We start from the raw sequence: 25,691 nt of genomic DNA, 5'->3' as shown, positions 1-25,691 counted from the left end.
CCTCCCCTTCGCAGTCGCGACCGCACAGTGTAGGCCGGTCAATTCCAGCCGCAGCGCCTAGAGTCATTTCGTGCTACTCGGGATGATTTGTGCGCTCGCCTCGTCCGTCTGCTTCGGCGCGGCCTCCGTTCTCCAGGCGATGGCGGCCCGCGCCACGACACCGGGGACCGGGGGTGGAGTCGACATCGCGCTGATGTGGCGGGCGCTGCGGCAGTGGCGGTACATCGCCGGCCTCAGCCTGGACGGCCTCGGGTTCGTCCTGCAGATCGTGGCCCTGCGGACCCTGCCCATCTACGTGGTCGGCGCGGCCCTCGCCGCGAGCCTGGCGGTCACGGCGGTCATCGCCTCCCGGGTGCTGCGGGTGCGGCTCAGCCGGGTGGAGTGGACGGCGGTGGGCGTGGTCTGCGCGGGGCTCGCGCTGCTGGCCCTCGCCTCCGGCAAGGAGGGCCACAGGGACGGCCCGGAGTGGCTGCCCTGGGCGCTGCTCGCGAGCGCCTTCGGGGTGCTGCTGCTCGGTGTCGTGGGCGGGCGGCTGCCGGCGAAGCCGCGCGCCCTCGTCCTCGGTCTGGGGGCGGGCTTCGGCTTCGGGGTGGTGGAGGTGGCGGTCCGGCTGATCGACGGCATCGATTTCGCCGATCCGGTCTGGTACGCGCTCCTGGTGGGCGGCGGGGCCGCGTTCGTACTGCTGACCTCGGCGCTCCAGCGCGGCTCGGTGACGACGGCGACGGCGGGCGCGGTGCTCGGCGAGACGGTCGGCCCCGCGATCATCGGGGTGGCCTGGCTCGGCGACACCACCCGGGAGGGCCTGGGCTGGCTCGCGGTCACCGGCTTCGCGATCGCGGTGGCGGGCTCCCTGACCCTGGCCCGCTTCGGCGAACCGCCGGAGGTGGACGCGAGCGGGCGGACGGTGGAGGCGGGGGCGGCCGGATCGGGGGTGGGCGGGACCTCGGGGCCCGGCCCGGGGACCGGCCCCGGCCGTGGCCGTGGCCAAGACGCCTCCTAGGCACCTTCCGGCCCCGGCCCCGGCCCCGGCCCGGGCCCTGACGCGGGCGCGGGCCCCGGCCGTGGCCGAGACGCCTCCTCGGCACCTGGCTCCGGCGCGGGCCCCGACCCTGGCCAGGGCGGCTCCTCGGCACCTGTCCAAGCGCCCCCCGCCGCCTGGGGCAGCACCCGGCACAGGGCCTGGAGGGCGCTCTGCCAGGCGCTGTCCGGGGGTGTCGCGTAGCCGACGACGAGGCCGTCCAGGGTCGCCGGCACCGTCGGGCGGCGGAACTGGTTCACGCCCTGGACCGCGAGGCCGTTCCAGGCGGCGGCCCGCAGCACGTCCTGCTCCGTGCCGGGCGGCAGGGCCAGGACGGCGTGGAGACCGGCGGCGATCCCGCTGACCCTCGTCTCCGGCGAGTGCGCGGCCACCGCCGCCACCAGCTGGTCGCGGCGCCGCCGGTAGCGCAGCCGCATCGCCCGCACGTGCCGGTCGTACGCGCCCGAGCCCAGGAACTCCGCGAACGCCAGCTGGTCCGGCGCGCTGGACACCCAGTCCACGACCCCCTTCGCCGCCACCACCTCGCCGACCAGGCTCTCCGGCAGCACCATCCACGCGATCCGCAGCCCCGGGGCGAGGGACTTGCTCGCGGTGCCGAGGTAGACGACCCGCTCGGGATCGAGGCCCTGGAGGGCGCCCACCGGCTGCCGGTCGTACCGGAACTCCCCGTCGTAGTCGTCCTCCAGGACGAAGCCGCCGGAGGCCCGCGCCCAGTCGACGACCTCCGCACGCCGGTCCGGCGGCAGGGCGCCGCCCAGCGGGAACTGGTGGGCGGCCGTCATCAGGACGGCTCCGGCCGAACCGAGGGGCCCGGACTCCTCGACCCGGGTGCCGCGTTCGTCGAAGGGCAGGACCGGTGTGCCGAGGCCCGCGCCGGTGAGGAGACCCGCGTGGAGGCCGAGCCCGTACGACTCGATCGCGACGTCGCGGACGCCCCGGCTCCGCAGCACCTGCCCGATCAGCATCAGCCCGTGCACGAAGCCCGCGCAGACGACGATCCGTTCGGGCCGGGCGTACACGCCCCGCGCGCGGGCCAGGTACTCGGCGAGGACGGTGCGCAGTTCGATCCGGCCGCGCGGATCGCCGTACCCGAAGGCCTCGTTGGGGGCGGCGGTGAGCGCCCGCCGGTACGCCTTGAGCCACTCGGCGCGCGGGAAGGACGCCAGGTCGGGGGTGCCGGCCTTCAGGTTGTGCGCGGGCGTGGTCGGCCGGGGCAGGACGCGCGCGGAAGGGGCGGCGGCGGGCCCGGCCCCCGGTCGGGGCTCGGGGCGACGGGGCTCCGCCCGGCGGGGCTCGGAACGGCGAAGCTCCGCACGGCCAGGCTCGGCGCGGCCAGGCTCGGCGCGGCCAGGCTCGGCGCGGCGGGGCTCGGCGCGGCGGGGCTCGGCGCGGCGGGCGACCCGGGTGCCGGAGCCCTGCCGGGCCGTGAGCCAGCCCTCGGCGACGAGTTCGGCGTAGGCGTCGGCGACGGTGTTACGGGCCATGCCGAGGTCCGCGGCGAGCGACCGGGAGGACGGCAGCCGGGTGCCCGCCTCCAGGCGCCCGCTGCGCACCGCCTCGCGGAGCGCGTCCATGAGTCCGGCCCGCAGCCGCGGACCGCGCAGTTCCAGATGGAGATCGGCCCCGAAAGTGGCCCACTCGTTCGCCATGCGAATGGACCATACTCCTGAGCCACCTGGCTCGTACGGTGAAGACATGACCGCGCACACGCACACCATCGACACCCTGGACACCCTCGGCACCACCGCGCCGACCGAGTACGCCCACGAACACGCCCCGCGCCTCCCCCTCGCCGAGCGCGTCCCCGAGTTCTACCGGGCGATGCTGCGCCTGGAGACGGCGGCGGCGAAGGACATCGACCCGACCCTGTACCACCTGATCAAGATCCGGGCCTCGCAGATCAACCACTGCGCCTTCTGCATCGACATGCACTCCAAGGACGCGCTGGCCGAGGGCGAGACCGTCGAGCGGATCGTGCAGCTCTCCGCCTGGGAGGAGTCCCGGCACTTCTACACCGAGCGGGAGCTCGCCGCCCTCGCGCTGACCGAGTCCGTCACCGTCCTCACCGACGGCTTCGTCCCCGACGAGGTGTACGCCCGCGCCGCCGAGCAGTTCGACGAGACCGAGCTCGCCCGCGTCATCAGCGCGATCGTCGTCATCAACGCCTGGAACCGGATCGGCGTCACCACCCGGATGACGCCCGGCCACTACACCCCGCGCAGCGCATGAGCGGGTCCGGGGGCGGGGCCGGGAGCGGGGCCGGGGGCTCGGCGGCCCGGGTCCTGCGCGACCTCCACCGGGACCGGACGGCCGGCGATCCGCTGGTGCTGCCCGGTCCGTGGGACGCGGTGAGCGCCCGCGCGTTCGAGGCGGCCGGCTTCCCGGCGCTCGCGACGCCGAGCGCCGGGATCGCCGCCTCCCTCGGGTACGAGGACGGGGCGACCCCGGTGGCCGAGATGTTCGCCGCAGTGACGCGGATCGTCCGGGCCGTCTCCGTGCCCGTGACGGCGGACCTGGAGGGCGGCTACGGGCTGCCGGCGCCCGAACTGGTGGAGCGCGTACGGGAGTCGGGGGCCGTCGGCGTGAACCTGGAGGACACCGGGCCGAGCGGTGAGCTCAAGGACCCGCGGGCGCACGCCGCATGGCTGGCGGAGGTACGGGCCGCGGCGGGACCCGGACTCTTCGTCAACGCGCGCGTGGACGCGTACATCCGCGGGACGTCCGAACCGCTGGAGGCGGCGGTCGCCCGCGCCCGGCTCTACGCGGAGGCCGGGGCGGACTGCGTCTACCCGATCGCCGCCCCGCCCGCGGACCTCCCGGCCCTGCGCGCCGCCCTCGGCGACCTCCCGCTCAACGTGCTGGCCGCCCCGGACGGCGGCCCGTCCTTCGCGGAGCTGGGCCGGCTCGGCGCGACCCGGATCACCTTCGGCGACGGCCTGCTCCTGCGCGCGCGGGACGACCTGGCCGCGCTGGCGGCGAAGCTCCGTGGGAACACGGCGGGTTGAGGCACCCGCCGGCACCCCCGGCGCAGCACCCCGCTCGCCCCAGCGCCGCACGGCAGCCCGCTCGCCCCAGCGCCGCACGGCAGCCCGCTCGCCCCAGCCGCCGAGCAGCGCCCGCGCGGCCCCGGCCCCGCGTGGCAGCCCGCTCGCCCCAACCACCGAGCAGCGCCCGCGTGGCCCCAGCCCCGCCCGGCGCCCCGCCCGGCGCCCCGCCCGGCGCCCCGCTCGCCTCAGCCGCCGAGCAGCGCGCCGGCCGCCTGGCCGACGGCCACGCCCGAGGCGAGGATCCCGGTCACCGTGCCCGCGTCCGTGAGGGCGCGGCGCACCCGGGTGAGCCGGCCCGCGTCCGCGCGGCCCGTGCTCTCGATCTCCTCCTCGGCCTCGGAGAGTTCGCCGTCCAGGGCGGCCGTCCGCTCCGTGGGGACGACTCCGCCGAGGTCGGCACGGAGCCGCCGGATGGCCTGGAGGAGCTCCTCCTGCTGCGGGTCGCGGGCAGCCGGGACCCCGTGCCCCGTGCTGGTGACGGTGTTGTGGTCGCCGATGGTGACGTTGCCCCCGGTGTTGGTGACGTGGATGCCACCCGCCGTGTTCCCGGTCCCGGTCACGATTCCTCCGATGCAGCCGATGCCTCTGGCACCTCTGGCGCCTCTGACGCTCAACCAGCCCAGCCTACGGCCGACTTGGGGCCCTGTTCCGGAGCATGAAAAACGGCGCCCCCGAGCCGTACGGTCGGTCGTACGGTTCGGGGGCGCCGGGCGCGTGGAGCCTGGACTCAGATGAGGCCGAGCTCGCGGACCGCGTCGCGCTCCTCGGAGAGCTCCTTCACCGAGGCGTCGATGCGGCCGCGCGAGAAGTCGTTGATCTCCAGGCCCTGGACGATCTCGTACGTGCCGTCGGTGCAGGTGACGGGGAAGGAGGAGATGAGACCTTCCGGGACGCCGTACGAGCCGTCCGACGGGATGCCCATGGAGGTCCAGTTGCCCGCGGCGGTGCCGTTGACCCAGGTGTGGACGTGGTCGATGGCGGCGTTCGCGGCCGAGGCGGCGGAGGACGCGCCACGGGCCTCGATGATCGCGGCGCCGCGCTTGGCGACGGTCGGGATGAAGGTGTCGGCCAGCCACGCCTCGTCGTTGACGACCTCGGCGGCGTTCTTGCCGGCGATCTCCGCGTGGAAGATGTCCGGGTACTGGGTCGCCGAGTGGTTGCCCCAGATGGTGAGGCGCTTGATGTCCTCGACCGAGGCGCCGGTCTTCTGGGCCAGCTGCGTCAGCGCGCGGTTGTGGTCCAGGCGGGTCATGGCGGTGAAGCGCTCGGCCGGCACGTCCGGGGCGGACTGCTGGGCGATCAGCGCGTTGGTGTTGGCCGGGTTGCCGACGACGAGGACCTTGATGTCGTCCGCGGCGTGGGCGTTGATGGCCTGGCCCTGCGGCTTGAAGATGCCGCCGTTGGCGGCGAGCAGGTCGCCGCGCTCCATGCCCTGCGTACGCGGGCGGGCGCCGACGAGCAGCGCGACGTTGGCGCCCTCGAAGCCCTTGTTCGGGTCGTCGAAGATGTCGATGCCCTTGAGCAGCGGGAAGGCACAGTCGTCGAGCTCCATGGCGGTGCCCTCGGCGGCCTTCACGCCCTGCGGGATCTCGAGGAGGCGCAGCTTGACCGGCACGTCCGCGCCGAGCAGGTGGCCGGAGGCGATGCGGAAGAGCAGCGCGTAGCCGATCTGGCCGGCCGCGCCGGTCACGGTGACATTCACGGGAGTGCGGGTCATGGCGATCTCCGTAAGACAGCTGGCGGTGGGGGTCCCTGCCCCTGGTGCGGGATAGCTCTCTTGATCGATCGGTGTCTCGACATGAAGAGATATCCAGCGGTCAGGCTATCCGACCCGGGCCCCGGTGAATCCCCACCCCCTTGTGGTCCGGCTCACTGCCGCCCGTCCGCGCGGCCGCGGTCACCCGTCCGTGCAGGCGTTCACCGGCCGGTGGTGCAGCCTTCGCTGCCGTCGGCGAGCTGCCCGCAGGCCCGTGCGGCCGTGCCGGTGGCGACGGCGACCATCGGCGTGTACGCGTCGGTCTCCGTCGCCACCGTGTCGGTGCCGGCGGCGACGGTCGCGCGCCGCTCGGCGTCCCCGGCGCGGATCGTCACCGTGTCCCGGGGCGCGCCGCCGGTGAGCCGGGCCCAGGCCGCCCCGCAGGTCTCGCTGTAGCGGACCTCGACCTGTGCGGAGCCGACGACGGCACGGGCGACGGTGATGGCGAGGGGGCCGCCGCACCCCATGGCCTCCGGGTCCCGGCCCGTGCAGTCGGGTCCCGCGCACTGCACGCCCGGGGGCAGGTCGGCGGGCCTGGTGGTGGGCGGGGCGGTGGTGGTGGGCGGGGCGGCCGCCTTGTCGCCCTCGCCCGGGCCCTCGGAACCACCGAGGTCGACGAGGAGCAGGGCGGCGGTGACGACGAGCAGCGCACCGATGACGCCGGTGACGGTGAGCAGGACCTTGCGGCGGCCGGAGTCGGGGGTGCGCGCGGGAGGCGCGTCGGAGGCGGGGGCGGGGTTACGGGGCGGGGGCACGGCGGCGCCGGGGGCAGGGGTGCCGGGGGCGCGTACATCAGAGGCCGGTGAGCCGGCGGCGGGCGACCGGTGCGGCGGTGCGCCGGAGGCCGGGTGCGGCGCTGCCGGGCGGGGCCGGTCCAGGCGCCGGATCTCCATGGTGCGGTCGTCACCACCGGGACCGTGGCGGAAGCCGCCGTCGCCGTCCTCGGGCTCGGGCTCGGGCTCGGGCTCGGGCTCGGGCTCGGGCTCGGGCTCGGGCCGGCGCTCGCCGCCCCCGTCCCCATCCCCGTCCCTGCCCCCGCCCCCGACCGGCGCGGCGGCCCGGGCCCAGACGCGCTCCGCGCGCTCCCAGTCGGCCGCGAGGGCCGCCGGGTCGCTTCCGGTCACCTCGGCGAGCGCCACGACGGCGCCCCGGGGCACGGACTGACGGGCATTCAGATACGTGTCCCATGCGGACCGTTCGTGCCCGGTGCGCTCGGCGACGGCCGTGACGCCGAGGCCGCTGCGGTCGATGAGACGACGGAGTCGTTCCGTGAACGCTCGGACGTCCGGATCGAGTTCCTCCGGCAGCGCCTTCCAGCCAGGCATGGTGGTCCCCCTCGTCCCGCGCCTCCCGCGCCTCCCCTGCTCCACCGAAGGATGGCAGGTCCGGGGACGATGCGCGCCCCGGATGAGCAGCCGAGGTACCGGAATGGTCACTTCCGTGCCACAGCGGCCTGTCGGGCCTTGAACCAGCCTTGGCACGTACATGACCCTTAATCGCAGCGGCGCCCGCCCTCCCACGGGGGAGAGGGCGGGCGCCGCGCCACCTGCCGTCCGGGGCGTCCGGACGTCAGGCGACCGTCAGGTGACCGTCAGATGGAGGACGTCCTCCAGGAACGGGATCTTCAGCCAGGGCGCCGGCTGCACCATGAGCGCGAGCAGCACGATCAGGCCACCCATGACCCCGTACGTGATCATGTCCGTGAAGCGGGACCGTACGGCGAGCATGCCCACCGAGGGCAGTACCCGGCGCAGCACGGCCCCCACGAGGAGCGCCGCGCCGACCAGCATCGTGCCGATGCGGAACGACTGCCAGAAGGCGTCCGTCCCGACCACGAGCAGACCGAGCCCGGCGAGACCGAGCACGGTGAGCAGCGGCCACTGACGGGCGGGCGCCGGGGCGTCGCCGGGAGCCGCCCTGCCGCCGCCCTCGGGCCGCGCGGTGTCGGTGGTGAGGCTGGGCGCGGGCCGCTTCCAGGCCGTGGCACCACCGGTCGAGGCACCACCGTTCGAAGCGCCCCCGGCCGCGGCGCCGGAGCCCGAGGCACGCGAGCCCGAGGCGCGGGCGCTCCCGTTCTGCGACGGGCCGTCGGCCGCCCCGTCCGGGGTCCCGGCTGTGCCCGGGGTCCCGGGGGTCACGTCAGAGCGCCGCGGCCGCGCGCTCGGCGGCCTCGACGACGTTGACGAGGAGCTGGGCGCGGGTCATCGGGCCGACGCCGCCGGGGTTCGGGGAGATCCAGCCGGCCACCTCGGAGACGCCCGGGTCCACATCGCCGACGATCTTGCCCTCGCCGTTGCGGGAGACGCCGACGTCGAGGACGGCCGCGCCCGGCTTCACGTCCTCGGGCTTGATCAGGTGCGGCACACCGGCCGCCGCGACGATGATGTCGGCGTTCCGCAGGTGCGCCGACAGGTCCCGGGTGCCGGTGTGGCACTGGGTCACGGTCGCGTTCTCGGAGCGGCGGGTGAGGATGAGCGGCATCGGGCGGCCGATGGTGACACCGCGGCCGACGACCACGACCTCCGCGCCGTTGATCTCCACGCCGTGCGCGCGGAGCAGCGTGATGACGCCGTTCGGCGTGCAGGGCAGCGGGGCGGGCTCGTTGAGGACGAGCCGGCCGAGGTTGGTCGGGTGCAGTCCGTCGGCGTCCTTGGCCGGGTCCATCAGCTCCAGGATGCGGTTCTCGTCGATGCCCTTGGGGAGCGGGAGCTGCACGATGTAGCCCGTGCAGGCCGGGTCCTCGTTGAGCTCTCGTACGACCGCCTCGATCTCCTCCTGGGTGGCGGTGGCGGGCAGCGTGCGCTGGATCGAGGCGAGGCCGACCTGCGCGCAGTCGCGGTGCTTGCCGGCCACGTACTTGTGGCTCGCCGGGTCGTCGCCGACCAGGACGGTGCCGAGTCCGGGTGTGATGCCCTGCTCCTTGAGGGCCGCCACACGGACGGTCAGATCGGACTTGATCGCGGCTGCGGTGGCCTTGCCATCGAGAATCTGGGCGCTCATGGAGACATCCTCCCGGATGACCCCCGCCTTGTTCCAATTCGCTCGTGCCGGGCAGCCGATCACACGGAGCTACGGGTTGCACTTGCACAACTCCGATGCGTATCGACTGGACAAAAAGTCGACCAAGCGACCACGATGATCGGCGAAGTACCGCGGAAAGTGCCGGGGGGAATCCGCTCACATCCCGAGAAAGTCCTCCGCGCGGGCCGCGTCGTCCCCGCACAGAGAAAATTCACGGAGGAAACCCGCGATGAGCTTCGGTGACCCGAACAACCCGTACGGCCAGCCGCAGGGGCAGGGCCAGGGCCAGCAGCCCGGATACGGCTACCCGCAGCAGGCCCCCCAGGGCGTGCCGCCGCAGCAGGGCTACGGCTACCCGGCGGCTCCGCCGGTCTCCCCGTACGGCGGGGGCGGCTACCCGGGCATGGCCATGGAGATGCCCGGTGGTGTGAAGGCCGCGCGCGTGATGCTGTGGATCCTGGGCGCGTTCAACGTGCTCGGCGGCATCGCGGCGATCGGCCTCTCCTTCGCTGTCGACAGCGAGCTCGAGAAGTCGGGCGCCTCGTCCGCCGACGCCGAGGCGTTCGGCGACCTGGGTCAGGGCATCCTGATCGGCGCGGGCATCGTCTCGCTCATCTTCGCCGTGCTCGGCATGGTGCTCGCCGCCAAGTTCAAGTCCGGCGGCAGCGGCGTCCGGATCGGCACCATCGTCTGGGCCGCGTTCGCCGTGGTGTTCAGCCTCTTCTCGCTGCCGCTCGGCATCGTGAGCCTCGCCCTCGGCGTCCTGATCATCGTCTTCGTGGCGAAGTCGGACGGCTCGGCCTGGTTCAACCGCAACAAGCAGCAGTACTGATCCACACGTGGCTGGGGCCCGGTTCCGTACGGAACCGGGCCCCAGCCACGTCCAGCGCGTCAGACCCGCTTGAGGACCGCGAAGCCGTCCGAGCGGTGGGTGATCTCGTACCGCGCCTCCGGATGCAGTTGCGAAGCCAGCTGCTCGGGGTCCGTGACCTGCTGCGACCAGCCGCGCAGATCGAAGGCGAGATAGTCCGGGGTGGCGCCCTTCGACGTGCCGACCCAGTAGACCCGGTGGTCCGCCGTGAGGTGGGCGAGGAGCGAGACGTCCGCCTCCACGCTCGCGCCCTCCGGCACCGCGTCGACCGCCGCCCGCGCCTGCTCGGCCCGGATGTCCGTCCGGTACGTCTCCGGCTTCGTCAGCTCCCGCAGCGGCAGGTTCGCGGCGAGCACCAGCGCGACCGCCGTCGCCACCGGGATGACGACCTTCCCGTACGAGGCGAGCCACGCGCGCGGGGAGGTGCGCACGGACCGCACGCCGTCCACCAGGGCCAGGAAGACCACCGGCATGAGGATGGCGCTGTAGTGCCAGTGCATGCCCCAGTGGTTGGGGTCCTGGGAGAGGAAGCGCCAGCCGAGCGTGGGCAGCACGAGCAGGATCAGCGGGGAGCGCAGGGCGAGGAAGCCGGTGATCGCGAGCAGGAAGACCACCATCTCCCAGCGCTCGCCCGAGGTGAGCGCGTCGCCGATGACCTGCCCGAAGGAGGTCTCGGTGCCCTGCCCGGTCTTCTCGATCTTCGACCAGTAGTCGTACTCGCCGACCCGGCTCGCCGCCGGGATCAGGACGAGGACGGTCAGCGCGAACGCCGCCGCGCCGAAGCCGGCCAGGGCCGCGCCGAGTCGCTTCTGCCCCTTCAGGAAGAGGACGACGCCGACCATCGAGACGGTCAGGCCCATGTCCTCCTTGACGAGGGCGAGCGGGGCGGCCCAGGCGGCGGCCGCGGTCCAGCGCCCGAGGAGCAGGGCCCGGCAGGTCAGGGCGAGCATGGGGACGGCGAAGGCGATCTCGTGGAAGTCGGACTTGACGGCTTCCTGGAGCCCCCAGGAGAGCCCGTACGCGAGTGCGAGGCCGATGCCGGCGGCCCGGCTGCCGAGGATCTGCTGGGTGGTGCGGCCGACGACGACGGCGCCGAGGGCGAAGAGCGCGGCCTGGGCGAAGAGCAGCGAGACCGGCGAGGACCAGACCCAGTACAGCGGCGCGAGGAGCGCCGTGACGGGGCTGAAGTGGTCGCCGAGTATGTGGAAGCCGGGGCCCTTGATGTCGACGACCGGGGCCCGGAACTCGGCGTACGCCCTGACGGACTGCCCGAAGATCCCGAGGTCCCAGGACGGGGTGCGGAAGTGCGCGTACTGCACCCAGGAGTAGAGGAAGTACAGGCCGCACAGGACGCCCGCGAGGATCAGGTACGGGCGGAGGGGGGCCGGCGCGAGGCCGTCCGGCGACTCGGTGCCGGCGGCGCCCGGAGTGCCGGTGTCGGCCTCCTCGGCGGACCTGTTCTGTACGTCCAACACCACGCCCCCACTACCAGTGGTCGACAAAAGAGCAACCCATTAGACCAGAGTCCACTCGATCGGCGGATCCCCCGCCGCACGCGCCTTCCGGGCCTCCCTGGCCCGCTGTGGCGCCCCGGAAACCCTCGGTGACGTTCTTCATTCGTTGATCGGCCCTTCCTGGCCTGGCGGCGCAGACCTCGGGGAAAGGGAAGCGTCATGTACAGCATCATCGCGGTGCCCGCAGCGACCGCCGCCTCCGGAGACCAGGTCAGGCCGGCACCCGGCTAACGACTCCACTTCGGCCGTACCTCCCCCCACGCGGGCGCCGGCGGCGAACGGCGTCACCTGGGCATCCCGCACCCCGGGGTGTCGCGTACCGCCGGAGAGCTGAGAGCCACCGGGAACCACTGGACGCTGAGCAACTTCAGCCCGGCCTCGACGTACGTCGTGGAGAACCCGGAGGGCGCCGGGGAGCACATCAAGATCGCTCCGGGCCGGGTCGAAGCGCCCGTGCCGTTCGAGTTCTCCCGGGTCGTGCTGCCCGCCGGAAACGACCTGGTCGACTTCTGCGTGTGGGCTCCCCGCCACGACTACGTGACGCACGCGCACGCCGCCGACCTCTGGGACAACAAGCTCAGCGACAACGGCCCCGCGGCCAACAGCTTCAGCTCCCACAATGGAAACGCCGACGGGCGGCCCGCCGACACCCCCGGAGGGGGGTCGGCGGGCCGCCCGTCGCCGGCACGGCTCAGTCGCTGTGACGGCTCAGTGGCCGCCACGACTCAGTGGAAGAAGTGGCGCGTCCCCGTGAGGTACATCGTCACGCCCGCCTTCTTCGCGGCCTCGACCACCAGCTCGTCCCGCATCGAGCCGCCCGGCTGCACGACCGCCTTCACGCCGGCCGCGGTGAGGATCTCCAGGCCGTCCGGGAAGGGGAAGAAGGCGTCCGAGGCGGCGTAGGAGCCGCGCGCACGCTCCTCGCCCGCCCGCTCGACCGCGAGCTTCGCGGAGTCGACGCGGTTGACCTGACCCATGCCGACGCCGACCGAGGCGCCGTCCTTGGAGAGCAGGATCGCGTTGGACTTGACCGCGCGGCAGGCCTTCCAGGCGAAGGCGAGCTCGGCGAGCTCCTCCGCGGACAGGGCCTCGCCCGTCGCCAGGGTCCAGTTCGCCGGGTCGTCGCCCTCGGCCTGGAGGCGGTCGGTGACCTGGAGCAGCGCGCCGCCGTCGATCGGCTTGACCTCGACCGGGTTGCTCGGGGCGCCGTCCGCCTTGAGCACACGGATGTTCTTCTTCTTGGCGAGGACCTCGACGGCCCCGTCCTCGTACGCCGGGGCGACGATGACCTCGGTGAAGATCTCCGCGACCTGCTCGGCCATCGCGACCGAGACGGGGCGGTTGACGGCGATGACGCCGCCGAACGCGGACAGCGGGTCACAGGCGTGCGCCTTGCGGTGGGCCTCGGCGACGTCGGCGCCGATCGCGATGCCGCACGGGTTGGCGTGCTTGATGATCGCGACGCAGGGCTCGGTGTGGTCGTACGCGGCCCGGCGCGCGGCGTCGGTGTCCGTGTAGTTGTTGTACGACATCTCCTTGCCGTGCAGCTGCTCGGCCTCGGCGAGGCCGCCCGTGCCGTCGACGTACAGCGCGGCGCCCTGGTGGGGGTTCTCGCCGTAGCGCAGGACGTTGTTCCGCTCGTACGTGGCGCCCAGGAAGTCGGGGAGGCCCGACTCGTCGGCGGCCGCGTAGTCGTCGGCGAACCAGGAGGCGACGGCCACGTCGTACGCGGCGGTGTGCCGGAAGGCCTCGGCCGCCAGCCGCTTGCGCGCGGTCAGGTCGAAGCCGCCGCTCTTGACGGCCGCGAGGACGTCGGCGTACCGCTCGGGGCTGGTGACGATCGCCACGGACGGGTGGTTCTTGGCCGCGGCGCGAACCATCGACGGGCCGCCGATGTCGATCTGCTCGACGCACTCGTCGGGAGTGGCGCCGGAGGCGACGGTCTCCTTGAACGGGTAGAGGTTCACGACGACCAGGTCGAAGGGTTCCACGCCGAGCTCGGCGAGCTGCTCGCGGTGCGACTCCAGGCGCAGGTCGGCGAGGATGCCGGCGTGCACGCGCGGGTGGAGGGTCTTGACGCGGCCGTCCAGGCACTCGGGGAAGCCGGTCAGCTCCTCGACCTTGGTGACCGGCACACCGGCGGCGGCGATCTTCCCGGCCGTGGAGCCGGTGGAGACGAGCTCGACACCGGCCTCGTGCAGACCGCGGGCCAGCTCCTCGAGCCCCGTCTTGTCGTAGACGCTGACCAGCGCGCGGCGGATGGGCTTAACCGTGTCCGTTTTCACCGACATGAACCTTTCGTCCCTCAATGCGATAGCCGTGCCGGGCGAGGCGCCCCACGACGTCGACGAGCAGTGAGCGCTCGACTTCCTTGATGCGCTCGTGCAGAGCGGCTTCATCGTCCTCGTCCCGCACCTCGACCACGCCCTGGGCGATGATCGGGCCGGTGTCGACACCGTCGTCGACGAAGTGGACGGTGCACCCGGTGACCTTCGCGCCGTAGGCGAGGGCGTCACGCACCCCGTGGGCACCGGGAAAACTGGGCAGCAGAGCCGGGTGGGTGTTGACGACCCGGCCACCGAAGCGGGCGAGGAACTCCTTGCCGACGATCTTCATGAAGCCGGCCGAGACGACGAGATCCGGCTCGTACGCGGCGGTGGCCTCGGTGAGGGCGCGGTCCCACTCCTCGCGGGTGGCGTGGTCCTTGACCCGGCAGACGAAGGTCGGCAGTCCGGCGCGCTCGGCGCGCTCCAGACCTGCGATGCCGTCGCGGTCGGCGCCGACGGCGACGATCTCCGCGCCGTAGCCCTCGGGGTCCGCGGCGATGCCGTCGAGGAGGGCCTGCAGATTGGTACCGGAACCGGAGACCAGGACGACGAGGCGGGCGGCAGCCACTGGGTCACTCTTTCCGTGGTGTTTGTACGGTCGTACGAACGAATCGTGCCGCTCGATACGGGGAACCCTACGAATGGCTCGACCGTCAGCAACGATACCGGCACACCGGACGGCCCCCACGGGACGGGGGCGGAGCAGGGCGGTAGCGTCAAGGTCCGACGCCGGACGCGCACCCGACCAGCACCGGTCGAGAACACGAACGGCAGCGGACGAGACAGCAGCGGAGACCACGGGTGCGGCCGTGGTCGCGACGACAGAGGGAAGACGTTCAGCAGATGCCGGAACGCCAGTCCACCGACGACAACAACCCGTTCGCGCCGCCGCCCGAGGGCCGGCCGGATCAGCCGTGGCAGCCGCGGCGACCGGAGGGCTCGGACGACGAATCGTCCGGGGACTCCGGGTCGTCGGGGCCGTCCGACGGCCGCTGGAGCCCGCGCCAGCCGGGCCGCTCGAACGACGGCTTCGGCCGTGGGCCCGAGCGCCAGGGCGGCGGCCAGGGAGGACCGGAGGGCGGACCCGGACAGGGTGGGCCCGGCCAGGGCGGCACCGGAGGACGGGGGCTCCGCTGGGACCCGACGGACCCGGCGCAGCGCCGCGCGCGGTACGCGATCCTCGCCGGCATGTGGGCCTTCTTCTTCGCCATCTTCGAGATCCCGGAACTGGCGCTGCTGCTCGGCGCCCTGGGCGTCTACTGGGCGATCAGCTCGCTGCGCGCCAAGCCGAAGCCGGCCGAGGGGCTGTCGCCGACATCACAGTCGGCGGCCGGGCCGGCGTCCCAGCCCTCGGGACAGGTCGCGGGGCAGCCCGCGGGCCGGCCTTCGGGGCAGGGCGCCACGGCGGCCCCGCTCCGCTCGATGCGGACGGCCGCGATCAGCGGTCTGGTCGCGGCGAGCGTGGCCCTGATGATCGTCGCCGTGGGCTTCACGATGCAGCTCGTCTACAGCGACTTCTACGAGTGCCGTGACGACGCCCTCACCCACGCCGGCCAGCTGGCCTGCAACGACCTCCTGCCGAAGCCGCTGCGCGCGGGCTTCGGGGTCCGGGAGTAGCGCGGCGGACAAGCCCCTAGTCGGCGGACGGCGCCGGGGGCGGGGGCGGCCCGGGTTCCCAGGCTGCCGGAAGGTAGTCGTAGGGCTCGAAGGCGGAGTCGCCGTACGGGTCGTAGCTGTCGTAGCTGTCGTACGGCGGGTCGTCGTCGAGCCGGAGGTCGGCGACGCTCGTCTTCGCCCCGGCCGTTCTCCCGGCGGGGGCCGTCGGGGGCGTGTTCGGCTGCGCCCCCTCGCCTTCCGTCCCGTCCGGGGTGGACGGGGCCGGCGGGGGTACGGGACCGGCAGCGGCCACGGGGCGGGTCACGGGCCCCGTGGGCGCGGCCGCCACCGCCCGCACCGTCACGCCCGAGGCCTCCGCCGGCAGGCGCTTCGGGCGCGGGACGCGCCGGCCCCAGGCCCGTACCCCCAGGGCCACCGGCACCCCGACGCAGGCACCCCACAGGACCGTCGCCGCACCGGTCTGCCACCACACCGGGCCGAACGCCGACAGCCTGGCCGTGCCGAGCGGGCCGCCCGCCGCGGCCGAGAGCACGGCGGCCACCGCACCGCAGCCCCAGGCCGCGCCCAGCGCCGTCAGCGCCGTGTCCCGGGTCGTCCAGGTCCGCGCCGAGCGGCCCACCCGGCCCCCCTGGAGCAGCACGGCGGCGAGCGGCACCGCCGCGGCCGCCCCGTGCATCCAGCCGCCGCGCCCGTCGTCGGGCAGCGCGGCGAGCAGTGGGAAGGGCGGCACGGCCGGGTCGCCGACGAGGCCCAGCGGGGTCGCGAACGCGCCCGTGCCGAGGCTGAAGCCCGGCCCGAGCCCGTACGCCGCTCCCCAGACGGCCATGTTCGGCAGCAGCGCGAGGACCAGCAGCAGCACCGCCACCCGCCCCGACCACTCCCCCGTGAGACCCGCGTACGCGGCCTGCGCCTCGCCCGCGTGCCAGGCCAGCGAGACCGCCGCGACGACCGCGCCGCCGCCGAGCAGCGTGACGAGCCCGAGCCCGGCCGCCCGCAGGGCGGCGGCCGCCTGGCGCTGTTCGGGGAGGGGGCGTCCGAACGCCGTCCAGACGCCCGCCCCGGCCGCGCCCACCACGACGGCGGGCAGCCAGAACCCGGCGCTGAGCCGCTCGGCGGGAAGCGGGCCGCTCTCGCTGTAGACCACGACCGCGGCGGCGACCAGCAGGTATCCGCCGGCCACGGCGCCGACGGCGCCGCTCGCGGAGGGGGGCCGCCGGTCGCCGCCGTCGGCCACGTCGAGGGTGTCGCGGGCAGCCCGGTGGACGAGCCAGACGGGCAGGACGGCCAGGAACATCGGCACGATGCCGAGGGGCGCGGGCAGTCCGGACAGGGTGTCCGTACGGACGAGGTCCACGCCGTGCGCGAGCAGCCAGAGCCCGGCGGCCAGGTGCAGGGCGCCGCCGGGGCCGCTGTCGGGGTACGGGGAGCTGATCCAGCCGGCGATCACCAGGACCGCGAGGGCGCCGAGTCCGAGCCCGGCGGCGACCCCGCCCCGGACGCAGGCGGTGGCGAGCGCGGCGGAACGGCCGCCCTGGACCAGGGGGTGCTCGGTCACATGGGTCACGGGGTCATGCTGCCAACGACACGCGCTTTTGCCGCGTAACAGGCAAACCTCCGTTGTGTCGCTCAAGATACGTTTATGTACTTTTCCGCCCACAGCAGCTCTGCGGGAGGTCGACACCGATGAGCCGGAGCACCGCGGATTCCGCATCCTCCGTCACCCTGCCGCCCCCGAAGGAGCGGCGCAGGTTGCGTGAGGCCCTCGCCCTGAGCGAGGAGCAGGTCGCCGAGGCCATGGGCGTCACGAAGGCCACGGTCAAGGCATGGGAGACCGGGCGTTCGGCACCACGGGGCCGCAAGCGCGAGGCGTACGCGAAGCTGCTCGGCACGTACGGGCCCGGCGACGCGCCGGGCTCCGCGGACTCGTCGACCGCTTCCCCGTCGGCCCCTTCGCCCGCTGCGGAGAAGGAGGCGGAGCCCCTGTCCTGGCCACCGTCACCCGTACGGCCGCAGGCCCCGGCGAAACCGCAGGCACAGGCGCCCGACCCCACGGCGAACGTCCGGCCCAAGGCCGCGGCCAAGCGGGCCGCCAAGCCGCCGAAGGCCCCCTCCCCGTCCCCGGTCATCGCCGCGGGCCCGGCCCGCAAAGGCGCCCCGAGGCCGCAGGAACGGCTGAAACCGGTCGCGGCCGAGGCCCCGCGGTTCGCGGAGGAGAGGCCCGTCGGGCCCCCCGCCGTACCGGGGCTCACCCCCGAGGAGGCGTTCGACGCGCTGTACGCGCACGCGGCACCCGGTCTCGTCCACCAGACGTATCTGCTGACCGGCCGGCGGCGGCTCTCCCGGGAGTCCGTCGAGCAGGCCTTCCACCGGGCCTGGGAGCACTGGCCCGAGGTCGCCGTCGACGCGGACCCGGTGGGCTGGGTGCGGGCGACGGCGTACGAGTACGCCCTCTCCCCCTGGCACCGGCTGCGTCGTACCCACAAGCACCCCGACGCCCCGCCCACCGAGGCGGGCCGGCGGGCGCTGCTCACCGCACTCCTCGAACTGCCGGCTCCGTACCGTCGTACCGTCCTGCTCTACGACGGGCTCGGGCTCGACCTGCCGGAGACGGCCGCCGAGACCGAGGCGAGCACCCCCGCCGCGGCCAACCGGCTGATGCACGCCCGTACGGTCCTCGCGAAGCGGGTCCCGGAGCTCGCCGATCCCGACGCCCTGCACGAGCGGCTCGGCGCGCTGGTCACGGAGGCGCCGACGACGACCCTCCCGGCGGCCCGCACGATCCGGGGCGGCAGCGAGCACCGGATGCGGACGTGGACGCGCGCGGTGCTGGGGGTGACGGCGGTCCTCATCGGTGTCACGGGCTTCACGGCGGCGACCGCGCCGACCCGCTACATCCCGGTGAACGCCCCCGGCGAGACCGTCAACGGCGTCCCGGTCCGCGGCGGCCCGCAGAAGCTCCGCCCGGAGGACCTGGAGCTCCGCGACAGGCTGCGCTCCGAACCGAACCCGGGCCCGGAGCGGCTGATCCCGGCCGCCGAATGACCACCGGCGGGCAGCCGCCGCATACGAGAGGGCCCCGCCCCTCGCCCGGGTGACCGGGCGGGGGCGGGGCCCTCTCGTACAGCTACCGCGGCATCCCGCGGCTACCGGCTGCTTCAGCCCGCGAGGATCGCGCGCGCCAGCTTGGCCGTCTCGGTCGGCGTCTTGCCGACCTTGACGCCGGCGGCCTCAAGGGCCTCCTGCTTCGCCTGGGCGGTGCCGGAGGAGCCGGAGACGATGGCGCCGGCGTGGCCCATGGTCTTGCCCTCGGGCGCGGTGAAGCCCGCGACGTAGCCGACGACCGGCTTGGTGACGTTGGCCTTGATGAAGTCGGCCGCACGCTCCTCGGCGTCGCCGCCGATCTCACCGATCATGACGATCAGGTCGGTGTCGGGGTCCGCCTCGAACGCCGCGAGGGCGTCGATGTGCGTGGTGCCGATGACCGGGTCGCCACCGATGCCGACGGCGGACGAGAAGCCGATGTCACGGAGCTCGTACATCATCTGGTACGTCAGCGTGCCGGACTTCGAGACCAGGCCGATGCGGCCCGGCTTCGTGATGTCGCCCGGGATGATGCCGGCGTTGGACTGGCCCGGGGTGATGAGACCGGGGCAGTTCGGGCCGATGATGCGGGTCTTGTTGCCCTTCGCCTGCGCGTACGCCCAGAAGGCGGCGGAGTCGTGGACCGCGATGCCCTCGGTGATGACGACGGCCAGCGGGATCTCGGCGTCGATCGCCTCGACCACGGCGGCCTTCGCGAACGCCGGCGGGACGAAGAGGACCGAGACGTTGGCGCCGGTCTCCTTCATCGCCTCGGCGACGGAGCCGAAGACCGGGACCTCGGTGCCGTCGAAGTCGACGGTCGTGCCGGCCTTGCGCGGGTTCACGCCACCGACGATGTTGGTGCCGTCACCCAGCATGAGCTTGGTGTGCTTCATGCCCGTGGCACCGGTCATGCCCTGGACGATGACCTTGCTGTCCTTGGTCAGGAAGATAGCCATGGTGTTCTGACCTCGTCCCTTACTTCGCAGCCGCGAGCTCGGCGGCCTTGTCGGCCGCGCCGTCCATGGTGTCCACGCGCTGCACGAGCGGGTGGTTCGCGTCCGACAGGATCTTGCGACCCAGCTCCGCGTTGTTGCCGTCGAGGCGCACGACCAGCGGCTTGGTGACCTCTTCGCCCTTGGAGGCGAGAAGCTCCAGGGCCTGGACGATGCCGTTGGCGACCTCGTCACAGGCGGTGATGCCACCGAAGACGTTGACGAACACGGACTTGACGTCCGGGTCGCCCAGGATGATCTCCAGGCCGTTCGCCATGACCTCGGCGGAGGCGCCGCCACCGATGTCGAGGAAGTTGGCCGGCTTCACGCCGCCGTGGTTCTCACCGGCGTACGCGACGACGTCCAGGGTCGACATGACCAGACCGGCACCGTTACCGATGATGCCGACCTCGCCCTCGAGCTTGACGTAGTTGAGGTTCTTGGCCTTGGCAGCAGCCTCGAGCGGGTTGGCTGCGGCCTTGTCCTCGAGCGCCTCGTGGCCGGGCTGACGGAAGTCGGCGTTCTCGTCGAGAGACACCTTGCCGTCCAGGGCCAGAATGCGGCCGTCCTTGGTCTTCACCAGCGGGTTCACCTCGACGAGGAGCGCGTCCTCGGCGACGAAGGTGTCCCACAGGGTCACCATGGCCTCGGCGACGCCCTCGGCCACATCGGCCGGGAACTTCGCCAGGGCCACGATCTCGCGGGCCTTCTCGATGTTCACGCCTTCGACGGCGTTGACCGGGACCTTCGCGAGGGCCTCGGGGGTCTTCTCCGCGACCTCCTCGATGTCCATGCCGCCCTGCACCGACGCCATGGCGAGGAAGGTGCGGTTGGTGCGGTCGAGGAGGTACGAGACGTAGTACTCCGCCTCGATCTCCGGGGACAGCTCGGCAATCATCACCTTGTGGACCGTGTGGCCCTTGATGTCCATCCCGAGGATGTCCGTCGCGCGGGCGACGGCCTCGTCCGGGGTGGCGGCCAGCTTGACGCCGCCGGCCTTGCCGCGGCCACCGACCTTCACCTGCGCCTTGACGACCGACTTGCCGCCAAGACGCTCGGTGGCCTCGCGCGCCGCCTCAGGCGTGTCGATGACTTCACCGGCCAGCACCGGTACACCGTGCTTGGCGAAGAGGTCCCTCGCCTGGTACTCGAACAGGTCCACGCGCGTCCGTCCCTTTTCTGATGATCGCGGTTCGTTGTCTGCGTGGGCGTGCCGCGAAGGGCAACGTGACTGCACTGTCACAAGGGAGGCGTACACGGTGACCGTGGACGCGGCATGTCCGTCTCGCAGGTTATCGCCGAGGGACGTAGGTCCCTAAATCACAGATCCCAACAGAGCGGTGATACGGGTCACAGGCTGTAGGGGCCACGGGGTCTGCCGTAGGGGGTGCTCGGCGGCGGCGCGCGGCACGGGCGGCAGGCGGGGCTTGGCCTCCCGGCCCCTCACGACGCGCCGGAAACACGGGTGAGGGCCGTTCGGAGAGGTGTGTGATATGGGACTCAGTGAGGCCCGGGACACCCGTGCGGGTGGTCCCGCGACGACGAATTCCGTCGTCGGGTCAGGCCGCGGGCATCGGTAGCGGGCGCTTCTCCAGGGCGGCGGCCATGATCTCCGGAAACAGGTCGGGGGTGCAGGCGAAGGCCGGGGCGCCGAGCGCGGCGAGCGCCGCCGCGTGGTCGCGGTCGTACGCCGGGGCGCCCTCGTCGGAGAGGGCCAGCAGTGCGACGAACTGGACGCCGGAGGCCTTCATCGCCGCGACCCGCTTCAGCATCTCGTCGCGGATGCCTCCCTCGTACAGATCGCTGATGAGGACGACGACGGTGTCGGCGGGGCGGGTGATCTTCGACTGGCAGTGGGCGAGGGCGCGGTTGATGTCGGTGCCGCCGCCGAGCTGGGTGCCGAAGAGGACGTCGACGGGGTCGTCGAGCCGGTCGGTCAGATCCACGACGGCGGTGTCGAAGACGACGAGCCGGGTGGCGATCGACCGCATGGAGGCGAGTACGGCGCCGAAGACGGAGGCGTAGACGACGGAGGCGGCCATGGAGCCGGACTGGTCGATGCAGAGCACGACCTCCTTCCGTATCGCCTGCGAGGCACGCCCGTGGCCGATCAGCCGCTCGGGGACGACCGTGCGGTGCTCGGGCAGATAGTTCTTGAGGTTGGCGCGGATCGTCCGGTCCCAGTCGATGTCCCGGTGGCGGGGGCGGCTGATCCGGGCGGAGCGGTCGAGGGCGCCGGTGAGGGTCGCGCGGGTGCGGGTGGCGAGGCGCTTCTCCAGGTCGTCGACGACCTTGCGCACGACCGCCCGCGCGGTCTCCCTGGTCGTCTCGGGCATGGCCTTGTGGAGGGAGAGCAGGGTGCCGACGAGGTGGACGTCCGCCTCGACGGCCTCCAGCATCTCCGGCTCCAGGAGCAGGGTGGCGAGGCCGAGGCGGTCGATCGCGTCGCGCTGCATGACCTGGACGACGGAGCTGGGGAAGTACGTACGGATGTCGCCGAGCCAGCGGGCGACGGAGGGCGCGGAGGCCCCGAGCCCGGCCGAGCGGTCCCGCCCGGTGCGGTCGCCGCCCTGGTTCCTGCGGCCGTAGAGCGCGGTGAGGGCTCCGTCCATGGCGGCGTCGGTGCCGGTGAGCGCGCGGCCGGTGCCGTCGGCCTCCCCGCCGCCGAGGACGAGCCGCCAGCGGCGCAGCCGCTCGTCGTCCGCCGCCGCACCCGTGGTCACGTCGGTGGTCGCGCCGGAGGTCGCGCCGGAGGTCGCGTCGGAGGTCGCGTCGGAGGTCGCGTCGGAGGTCGCGTCGGAGGTCGCGTCGGTGGTCGCGTCGACGGCCGGGCCTGTGGTCACGTCGGTGGTCGGGCCGGTGGTCGTTCCGGTGCTCATACGAGGGCCTCCGTGCCGAGGACGAGGTGGAGGAGGGGCAGGACGGCGTCCGCCCGGTCCCGGTCGGGGGCGGGCGCGAAACCGGGGACGCCGGGGGTGGTGTGCCCGGGGCCGCCGGCCTGCGGGCCGCGGGCGACCAGCTCGCCGAGAGTGCGGCGGACGCCCGGCTCGTATCCGGAGAAGGTGCGCCGCAGCAGCGGCAGGACATCGGTGAACGCCTCCGCCGGGACGCCCGTCAGCCAGTCGTCGACCAGTCCGAGGAGCCGCTCGTCGTGGACCAGGAGGAGTCCGCCGCCCGAGGCTCCGCCGACGAAGCCGTCGATCCAGGCGGCGGCGTCGGGCGGCGGGGTGCCGGGCGAGAGGGCGCGGCTCATGAGGAGGGCGGCCTCGTCCTCGGCGAGCCGGCCCTCGTCCAGGAGGAGCCGGGCGGCGCGGCCCCTGAGGATGCCCGGGATCCGGTCGCGGTCGGCGAGCCGGCGCAGGACGCCGGCCCAGCGGTCGGCCAGCCCGTCCGCTCCGGGGAGCAGTCCGAGGGCCTGGTGCACCTCGTCGATCCGCTCGCGCATGGCGTCGGCCGCGTCGGTGTCGAGTCCCGTGCAGGCGGGCGGCAGGCCCACGCAGATCCGTTCGGCGAGGCCGGCGGCGACCTCGGCGAGGGCCGCCGTGTCGGTGCCCCGGACGTCGCCGTAGCGCAGGGAGCGGGCGAGGGCGGGGAGGGCCTGGGCGAGACGGGCGACGTCGGTGTCGAGCGCGGCCCGGTCGGCGAGCGCCCGCATGACGACGGGGAGCGCGTCGGTGAGCCCGGCGAGCAGGCACTGCTCGGCGAGGGCGGTGATGTCGGCGAGGGCCTTCGCCCCCAGGGCCCGGGACCTGGCGCGGGCGGTGGCGGCGGCCTCGACGGTGGTGCCCCAGACGCCGGCCTCGGCGACCTGGACGTGCAGCTCGGGCTCCCAGCGCAGCCGCCAGGTCTCCCGGAAGGTGCCGGTGCCGGAACGGCCGGCGGCCGGTTCGCCCCAGCCGACGCCGAGGAGCCGCAGCCGGTGCAGCAGCCGACTGCGCTCCCCGTCCATGTCCTTGCGGAGGTCGAGATCGAGGTCGCGCTCGGCGGCCTCGGGCTTGAGGCGCAGGGTGCGCTGACGGCGGGCCAGATCGCGCTGGAGGGGGACGGCGGGGGCGCCGGCCGGGACCTCGCCGAGGACGTCGCCGACGACGAGGCGGTCCCGGACGAGGTCGAGCGGCACGTCGGAGCCCTCGCAGAGCACGGCGCGGACCGCGTCGGTCGTCTCGTCGAGGCCGGGGAACGGGCGGCCGCGCAGCGCGGCGAGGGTCTCGGCGAGCCGGACGGCCTCGATGACATGGGCGGAGGAGACGAGGTGGTCCTCGGCCCTGAGGAGTCCGGCGACCTTGGTCATCCACCGCTCGACGGGCCGGTCGGGGGCGGCGAAGAGATGTGCGTACCAGCCGGGCGCCTCGATCCCGGCGCCGTACCCCGAGCGGCGGGCGAGCCTGCGGTGGGTCCAGGGGACCCAGGTCATCTCGGTCTTCACCTTGGGCAGCCCCTTGAGCAGGGCCCGGTCGGCGGCGACGGTGGTCTTCCGGGTGAGGGCGGGGACGTGCCAGGCGCCGCAGACGACGGCGACGGCATCGCCGAACTCCTTGCGGGCGGCGCGCAGCCGGATCCGCATATGGGCCTCGCGGACGAGGTCGCGGGGATGCCCGCCGTGGCCGTAGGCCTCGCGGAGCGCTCCCATCGCCTCGGCGAGGGCCTCGAAGGGGGCGGTGGGGTCGTCGTCGCCGCGCAGTTCGACGACGTCCTCCCACCAGCGCTCGGCGTCCTCGTACCCGGCGACCCGGGCGAGTTCGGCGACCGGGTCGATCCGCAGGCCGCTGCCGGAGACCTCTTCCTCCCCGTCGTCCCAGGTGGGGTCGGCGGCGGCCAGGCTGTACGCGGCGGGCAGGTCGATGAATCGGACGGCGGCGCCCCGGTCGAGGGCCCAGCGGATCGCGACCCACTCGGGCGAGAACGCGGCCATCGGCCAGAACGAGGCCCGCCCGGGGTCGTCCACGGCGTGGGCGAGCAGTGCGACCGGCGGCCGCATGTCGGGATCCCCGGCGAGCTCCACGAGCGCGTCGGCCTCGGCGGGGCCTTCGACGAGCACGACGGCGGGCTGCGCCGCCTCCAGCGCGGCCCGCACCCCCCGCGCGGACCCGGGCCCGTGGTGCCGCACCCCGAGCAGGAGCGGCCCGCCGGGAAGACCACGGCCGGAAGCGGAGGCGGAAGTGGAGGTCGAGGTGGAGGTGGCTGTGGAGGTGGAGGTGGCTGCTGTGGAGGTGGAAGTGGAAATGGAGGCGGCCCCGGCCGTGGACGGGGACGTCATCCGCTCACCTCGCGGCAGGCGCGGTAGAAGTCCTTCCAGCCGTCTCTCTCCCTGACCACCGTCTCCAGGTACTCCTGCCAGACGACCCGGTCGGCCGCCGGATCGCGGACGACCGCGCCGAGGATGCCCGCCGCGATGTCCGCCGGGCGCAGGACCCCGTCGCCGAAGTGGGCGGCGAGCGCCAGGCCGCCGGTGACGACGGAGATCGCCTCGGCCGTGGAGAGCGTCCCCGAGGGGGACTTGACCCGCGTCCGGCCGTCGGTGGTGACGCCGTCCCGCAGTTCGCGGAAGACGGTGACGACCCGGCGGATCTCGTCGACGCCGTCCGGGACGGACGGCAGGGCGAGGGAGCGCCCGAGCTGCTCGACGCGGCGGGCGACGATGTCGACCTCGGCCTCGGGGGTCGCGGGCAGTGGCAGGACCACCGTGTTGAAGCGGCGGCGCAGCGCGCTGGAGAGTTCGTTGACGCCCCGGTCCCGGTCGTTGGCCGTGGCGATCAGGTTGAAGCCGGGGACGGCCTGCACCTCCTGGCCCAGCTCGGGGAGGGGAAGGGTCTTCTCGGACAGGATCGTGATGAGCGTGTCCTGCACATCGGCGGGGATACGGGTGAGCTCCTCCACGCGCGCGGTCATGCCCTGCGCCATCGCCCGCATCACGGGGCTCGGCACCAGGGCGTCCCGGCTGGGGCCGTGGGCGAGGAGCCGGGCGTAGTTCCAGCCGTACCGGACGGCCTCCTCGGGAGTGCCGGCGGTGCCCTGGACGAGGAGGGTCGAGTCGCCGCTGACGGCGGCGGCGAGGTGCTCGGAGACCCAGGTCTTGGCGGTGCCGGGCACGCCGAGCAGGAGCAGCGCCCGGTCGGTGGCGAGGGTGGTGACGGCGACCTCGACGATGCGGCGCGGGCCCACGTACTTGGGCGTGATCACCGTCCCGTCGGGGAGGGTGCCGCCGAGGAGATAGGTGGCGACGGCCCACGGCGAGAGGCGCCAGCGGGCGGGTCGGGGCCGGTCGTCGGCGGCGGCGAGCGCGGCGAGTTCGTCGGCGAAGGCGTGCTCGGCGTGCGGCCGCAGGACCTCGGTCACGGTCTGCGGCCGCCCCGGTCCGGTGTCCGTCTCGACACCGGAACGGGGCTGCGCGATGGTTTCGGGCACGGGCATGGATCCCCC

Annotated in this window: 20 protein-coding genes and 2 pseudogenes; 7 read left to right on the top strand and 15 right to left on the bottom strand. The window is 73.8% G+C overall.

Annotated elements, in window-relative coordinates:
* The first annotated feature begins 82 nt into the window (after positions 1-82).
* Positions 83-1,003: a hypothetical protein gene (locus tag E0F75_RS17535; protein WP_229312712.1), complete on the top strand. Its 921-nt coding sequence runs from the start codon at positions 83-85 to the stop codon at positions 1,001-1,003.
* Between the two features lie 158 nt (positions 1,004-1,161).
* Here the strand turns inward: E0F75_RS17535 and E0F75_RS17530 are convergent.
* Positions 1,162-2,691 (bottom strand): annotated as a pseudogene (locus tag E0F75_RS17530) (PLP-dependent aminotransferase family protein); the annotation flags it as partial.
* A 46-nt stretch (positions 2,692-2,737) separates the two neighbouring features.
* Between E0F75_RS17530 and E0F75_RS17525 the strand changes: the two are divergent.
* Together E0F75_RS17525 and E0F75_RS17520 are read left to right on the top strand one after the other, a co-directional pair.
* Positions 2,738-3,271 (top strand): carboxymuconolactone decarboxylase family protein, encoded by a 534-nt coding sequence (locus E0F75_RS17525; RefSeq protein ID WP_187623440.1) that lies wholly within the window; start codon positions 2,738-2,740, stop codon positions 3,269-3,271.
* On the top strand, positions 3,268-4,047 hold the full coding sequence (locus E0F75_RS17520; protein WP_187623439.1) for an isocitrate lyase/phosphoenolpyruvate mutase family protein: 780 nt from the start codon (positions 3,268-3,270) through the stop codon (positions 4,045-4,047). Before E0F75_RS17525 ends, E0F75_RS17520 begins: the two co-directional genes overlap by 4 nt.
* Before the next feature lie 227 nt (positions 4,048-4,274).
* On the opposite strand, the gene E0F75_RS17515 is transcribed toward E0F75_RS17520, so the two are convergent.
* From E0F75_RS17515 to E0F75_RS17495, 5 genes are all read right to left on the bottom strand, one after another.
* Positions 4,275-4,649 carry a hypothetical protein gene (locus E0F75_RS17515; RefSeq protein WP_187623438.1) on the bottom strand — a complete coding sequence of 125 codons (375 nt, stop codon included), beginning with the start codon at positions 4,647-4,649 and terminating at the stop codon, positions 4,275-4,277.
* A 167-nt stretch (positions 4,650-4,816) separates the two neighbouring features.
* Positions 4,817-5,806: a malate dehydrogenase gene (locus tag E0F75_RS17510; protein WP_187623437.1), complete on the bottom strand. Its 990-nt coding sequence runs from the start codon at positions 5,804-5,806 to the stop codon at positions 4,817-4,819.
* Between the two features lie 200 nt (positions 5,807-6,006).
* Positions 6,007-7,170 (bottom strand): XRE family transcriptional regulator, encoded by a 1,164-nt coding sequence (locus E0F75_RS17505; protein WP_187623436.1) that lies wholly within the window; start codon positions 7,168-7,170, stop codon positions 6,007-6,009.
* Between the two features lie 255 nt (positions 7,171-7,425).
* Positions 7,426-7,983: a DUF3017 domain-containing protein gene (locus E0F75_RS17500; protein ID WP_187623435.1), complete on the bottom strand. Its 558-nt coding sequence runs from the start codon at positions 7,981-7,983 to the stop codon at positions 7,426-7,428.
* 1 nt (position 7,984) lies between these two features.
* Positions 7,985-8,845: a bifunctional methylenetetrahydrofolate dehydrogenase/methenyltetrahydrofolate cyclohydrolase gene (locus E0F75_RS17495; RefSeq protein WP_187623434.1), complete on the bottom strand. Its 861-nt coding sequence runs from the start codon at positions 8,843-8,845 to the stop codon at positions 7,985-7,987.
* 250 nt (positions 8,846-9,095) lie between these two features.
* Between E0F75_RS17495 and E0F75_RS17490 the strand changes: the two genes are divergently transcribed.
* Positions 9,096-9,698, top strand: a complete 603-nt coding sequence (locus E0F75_RS17490; RefSeq protein ID WP_187623433.1) for a hypothetical protein — start codon at positions 9,096-9,098, stop codon at positions 9,696-9,698.
* 59 nt (positions 9,699-9,757) lie between these two features.
* On the opposite strand, the gene E0F75_RS17485 is transcribed toward E0F75_RS17490, so the two are convergent.
* Positions 9,758-11,212 carry a DUF2079 domain-containing protein gene (locus E0F75_RS17485; RefSeq protein ID WP_187623545.1) on the bottom strand — a complete coding sequence of 485 codons (1,455 nt, stop codon included), beginning with the start codon at positions 11,210-11,212 and terminating at the stop codon, positions 9,758-9,760.
* Positions 11,213-11,410: 198 nt separating this feature from the next.
* Between E0F75_RS17485 and E0F75_RS17480 the strand changes: the two are divergent.
* Positions 11,411-11,800: pseudogene (locus tag E0F75_RS17480) on the top strand (FHA domain-containing protein); the annotation flags it as partial.
* A gap of 176 nt (positions 11,801-11,976) precedes the next feature.
* On the opposite strand, the gene purH reads toward E0F75_RS17480, so the two are convergent.
* Positions 11,977-13,542, bottom strand: a complete 1,566-nt coding sequence (gene purH, locus E0F75_RS17475; RefSeq protein WP_187623432.1) for a bifunctional phosphoribosylaminoimidazolecarboxamide formyltransferase/IMP cyclohydrolase — start codon at positions 13,540-13,542, stop codon at positions 11,977-11,979.
* Positions 13,517-14,146 (bottom strand): phosphoribosylglycinamide formyltransferase, encoded by a 630-nt coding sequence (gene purN, locus E0F75_RS17470; protein WP_187623431.1) that lies wholly within the window; start codon positions 14,144-14,146, stop codon positions 13,517-13,519. Before purN ends, purH begins: the two co-directional genes overlap by 26 nt.
* Positions 14,147-14,421: 275 nt before the next feature.
* On the opposite strand from purN, the gene E0F75_RS17465 reads away from it, so the two are divergent.
* Positions 14,422-15,195 (top strand): hypothetical protein, encoded by a 774-nt coding sequence (locus tag E0F75_RS17465; RefSeq protein WP_187623430.1) that lies wholly within the window; start codon positions 14,422-14,424, stop codon positions 15,193-15,195.
* A gap of 16 nt (positions 15,196-15,211) precedes the next feature.
* On the opposite strand, the gene E0F75_RS17460 is transcribed toward E0F75_RS17465, so the two are convergent.
* Positions 15,212-16,759, bottom strand: coding sequence for a DUF6350 family protein (locus tag E0F75_RS17460; protein ID WP_229312711.1), 1,548 nt, complete (start codon positions 16,757-16,759; stop codon positions 15,212-15,214).
* Positions 16,760-16,878: 119 nt separating this feature from the next.
* On the opposite strand from E0F75_RS17460, the gene E0F75_RS17455 reads away from it, so the two are divergent.
* Entirely contained in the window at positions 16,879-18,237 is a 1,359-nt protein-coding gene (locus tag E0F75_RS17455) for a helix-turn-helix domain-containing protein (RefSeq protein WP_187623429.1), read from the top strand.
* 113 nt (positions 18,238-18,350) lie between these two features.
* Here E0F75_RS17455 and sucD read toward each other — a convergent pair whose 3' ends face one another.
* The 5 genes from sucD to E0F75_RS17430 all read right to left on the bottom strand — a co-directional run bounded on the left by sucD (position 18,351) and on the right by E0F75_RS17430 (position 25,682).
* Positions 18,351-19,235, bottom strand: coding sequence for a succinate--CoA ligase subunit alpha (gene sucD, locus E0F75_RS17450; RefSeq protein ID WP_187623428.1), 885 nt, complete (start codon positions 19,233-19,235; stop codon positions 18,351-18,353).
* Positions 19,236-19,254: 19 nt separating this feature from the next.
* Positions 19,255-20,433 (bottom strand): ADP-forming succinate--CoA ligase subunit beta, encoded by a 1,179-nt coding sequence (gene sucC, locus E0F75_RS17445; RefSeq protein WP_187623427.1) that lies wholly within the window; start codon positions 20,431-20,433, stop codon positions 19,255-19,257.
* Between the two features lie 397 nt (positions 20,434-20,830).
* Positions 20,831-21,994 (bottom strand): VWA domain-containing protein, encoded by a 1,164-nt coding sequence (locus E0F75_RS17440; RefSeq protein WP_187623543.1) that lies wholly within the window; start codon positions 21,992-21,994, stop codon positions 20,831-20,833.
* A 152-nt stretch (positions 21,995-22,146) separates the two neighbouring features.
* On the bottom strand, positions 22,147-24,528 hold the full coding sequence (locus E0F75_RS17435) for a DUF5682 family protein (RefSeq protein WP_229312709.1): 2,382 nt from the start codon (positions 24,526-24,528) through the stop codon (positions 22,147-22,149).
* Entirely contained in the window at positions 24,525-25,682 is a 1,158-nt protein-coding gene (locus E0F75_RS17430; protein WP_187623426.1) for an AAA family ATPase, read from the bottom strand. Before E0F75_RS17430 ends, E0F75_RS17435 begins: the two co-directional genes overlap by 4 nt.
* Positions 25,683-25,691 lie beyond the last annotated feature (9 nt).

This window comes from Streptomyces sp. CB02980 (assembly GCF_014451325.2).
Taxonomy (GTDB): Bacteria; Actinomycetota; Actinomycetes; order Streptomycetales; family Streptomycetaceae; genus Streptomyces.
The sequence above is the reverse complement of the archived record's forward strand: the minus strand, read 5'-3'. Positions and strand labels throughout refer to the sequence as shown.

Coding starts and splice junctions, on each gene's coding strand:
- sucD (WP_187623428.1), bottom strand. CDS start 19,235: ATGGCTATCTTCCTGACCAAGGACAGCAAGGTCATCGTCCAGGGCATG.
- E0F75_RS17535 (WP_229312712.1), top strand. CDS start 83: ATGATTTGTGCGCTCGCCTCGTCCGTCTGCTTCGGCGCGGCCTCCGTT.
- E0F75_RS17490 (WP_187623433.1), top strand. CDS start 9,096: ATGAGCTTCGGTGACCCGAACAACCCGTACGGCCAGCCGCAGGGGCAG.
- purH (WP_187623432.1), bottom strand. CDS start 13,542: ATGTCGGTGAAAACGGACACGGTTAAGCCCATCCGCCGCGCGCTGGTC.
- E0F75_RS17520 (WP_187623439.1), top strand. CDS start 3,268: ATGAGCGGGTCCGGGGGCGGGGCCGGGAGCGGGGCCGGGGGCTCGGCG.
- E0F75_RS17465 (WP_187623430.1), top strand. CDS start 14,422: ATGCCGGAACGCCAGTCCACCGACGACAACAACCCGTTCGCGCCGCCG.
- E0F75_RS17495 (WP_187623434.1), bottom strand. CDS start 8,845: ATGAGCGCCCAGATTCTCGATGGCAAGGCCACCGCAGCCGCGATCAAG.
- E0F75_RS17525 (WP_187623440.1), top strand. CDS start 2,738: ATGACCGCGCACACGCACACCATCGACACCCTGGACACCCTCGGCACC.
- E0F75_RS17430 (WP_187623426.1), bottom strand. CDS start 25,682: ATGCCCGTGCCCGAAACCATCGCGCAGCCCCGTTCCGGTGTCGAGACG.
- E0F75_RS17505 (WP_187623436.1), bottom strand. CDS start 7,170: ATGCCTGGCTGGAAGGCGCTGCCGGAGGAACTCGATCCGGACGTCCGA.
- E0F75_RS17435 (WP_229312709.1), bottom strand. CDS start 24,528: ATGACGTCCCCGTCCACGGCCGGGGCCGCCTCCATTTCCACTTCCACC.
- E0F75_RS17455 (WP_187623429.1), top strand. CDS start 16,879: ATGAGCCGGAGCACCGCGGATTCCGCATCCTCCGTCACCCTGCCGCCC.
- E0F75_RS17510 (WP_187623437.1), bottom strand. CDS start 5,806: ATGACCCGCACTCCCGTGAATGTCACCGTGACCGGCGCGGCCGGCCAG.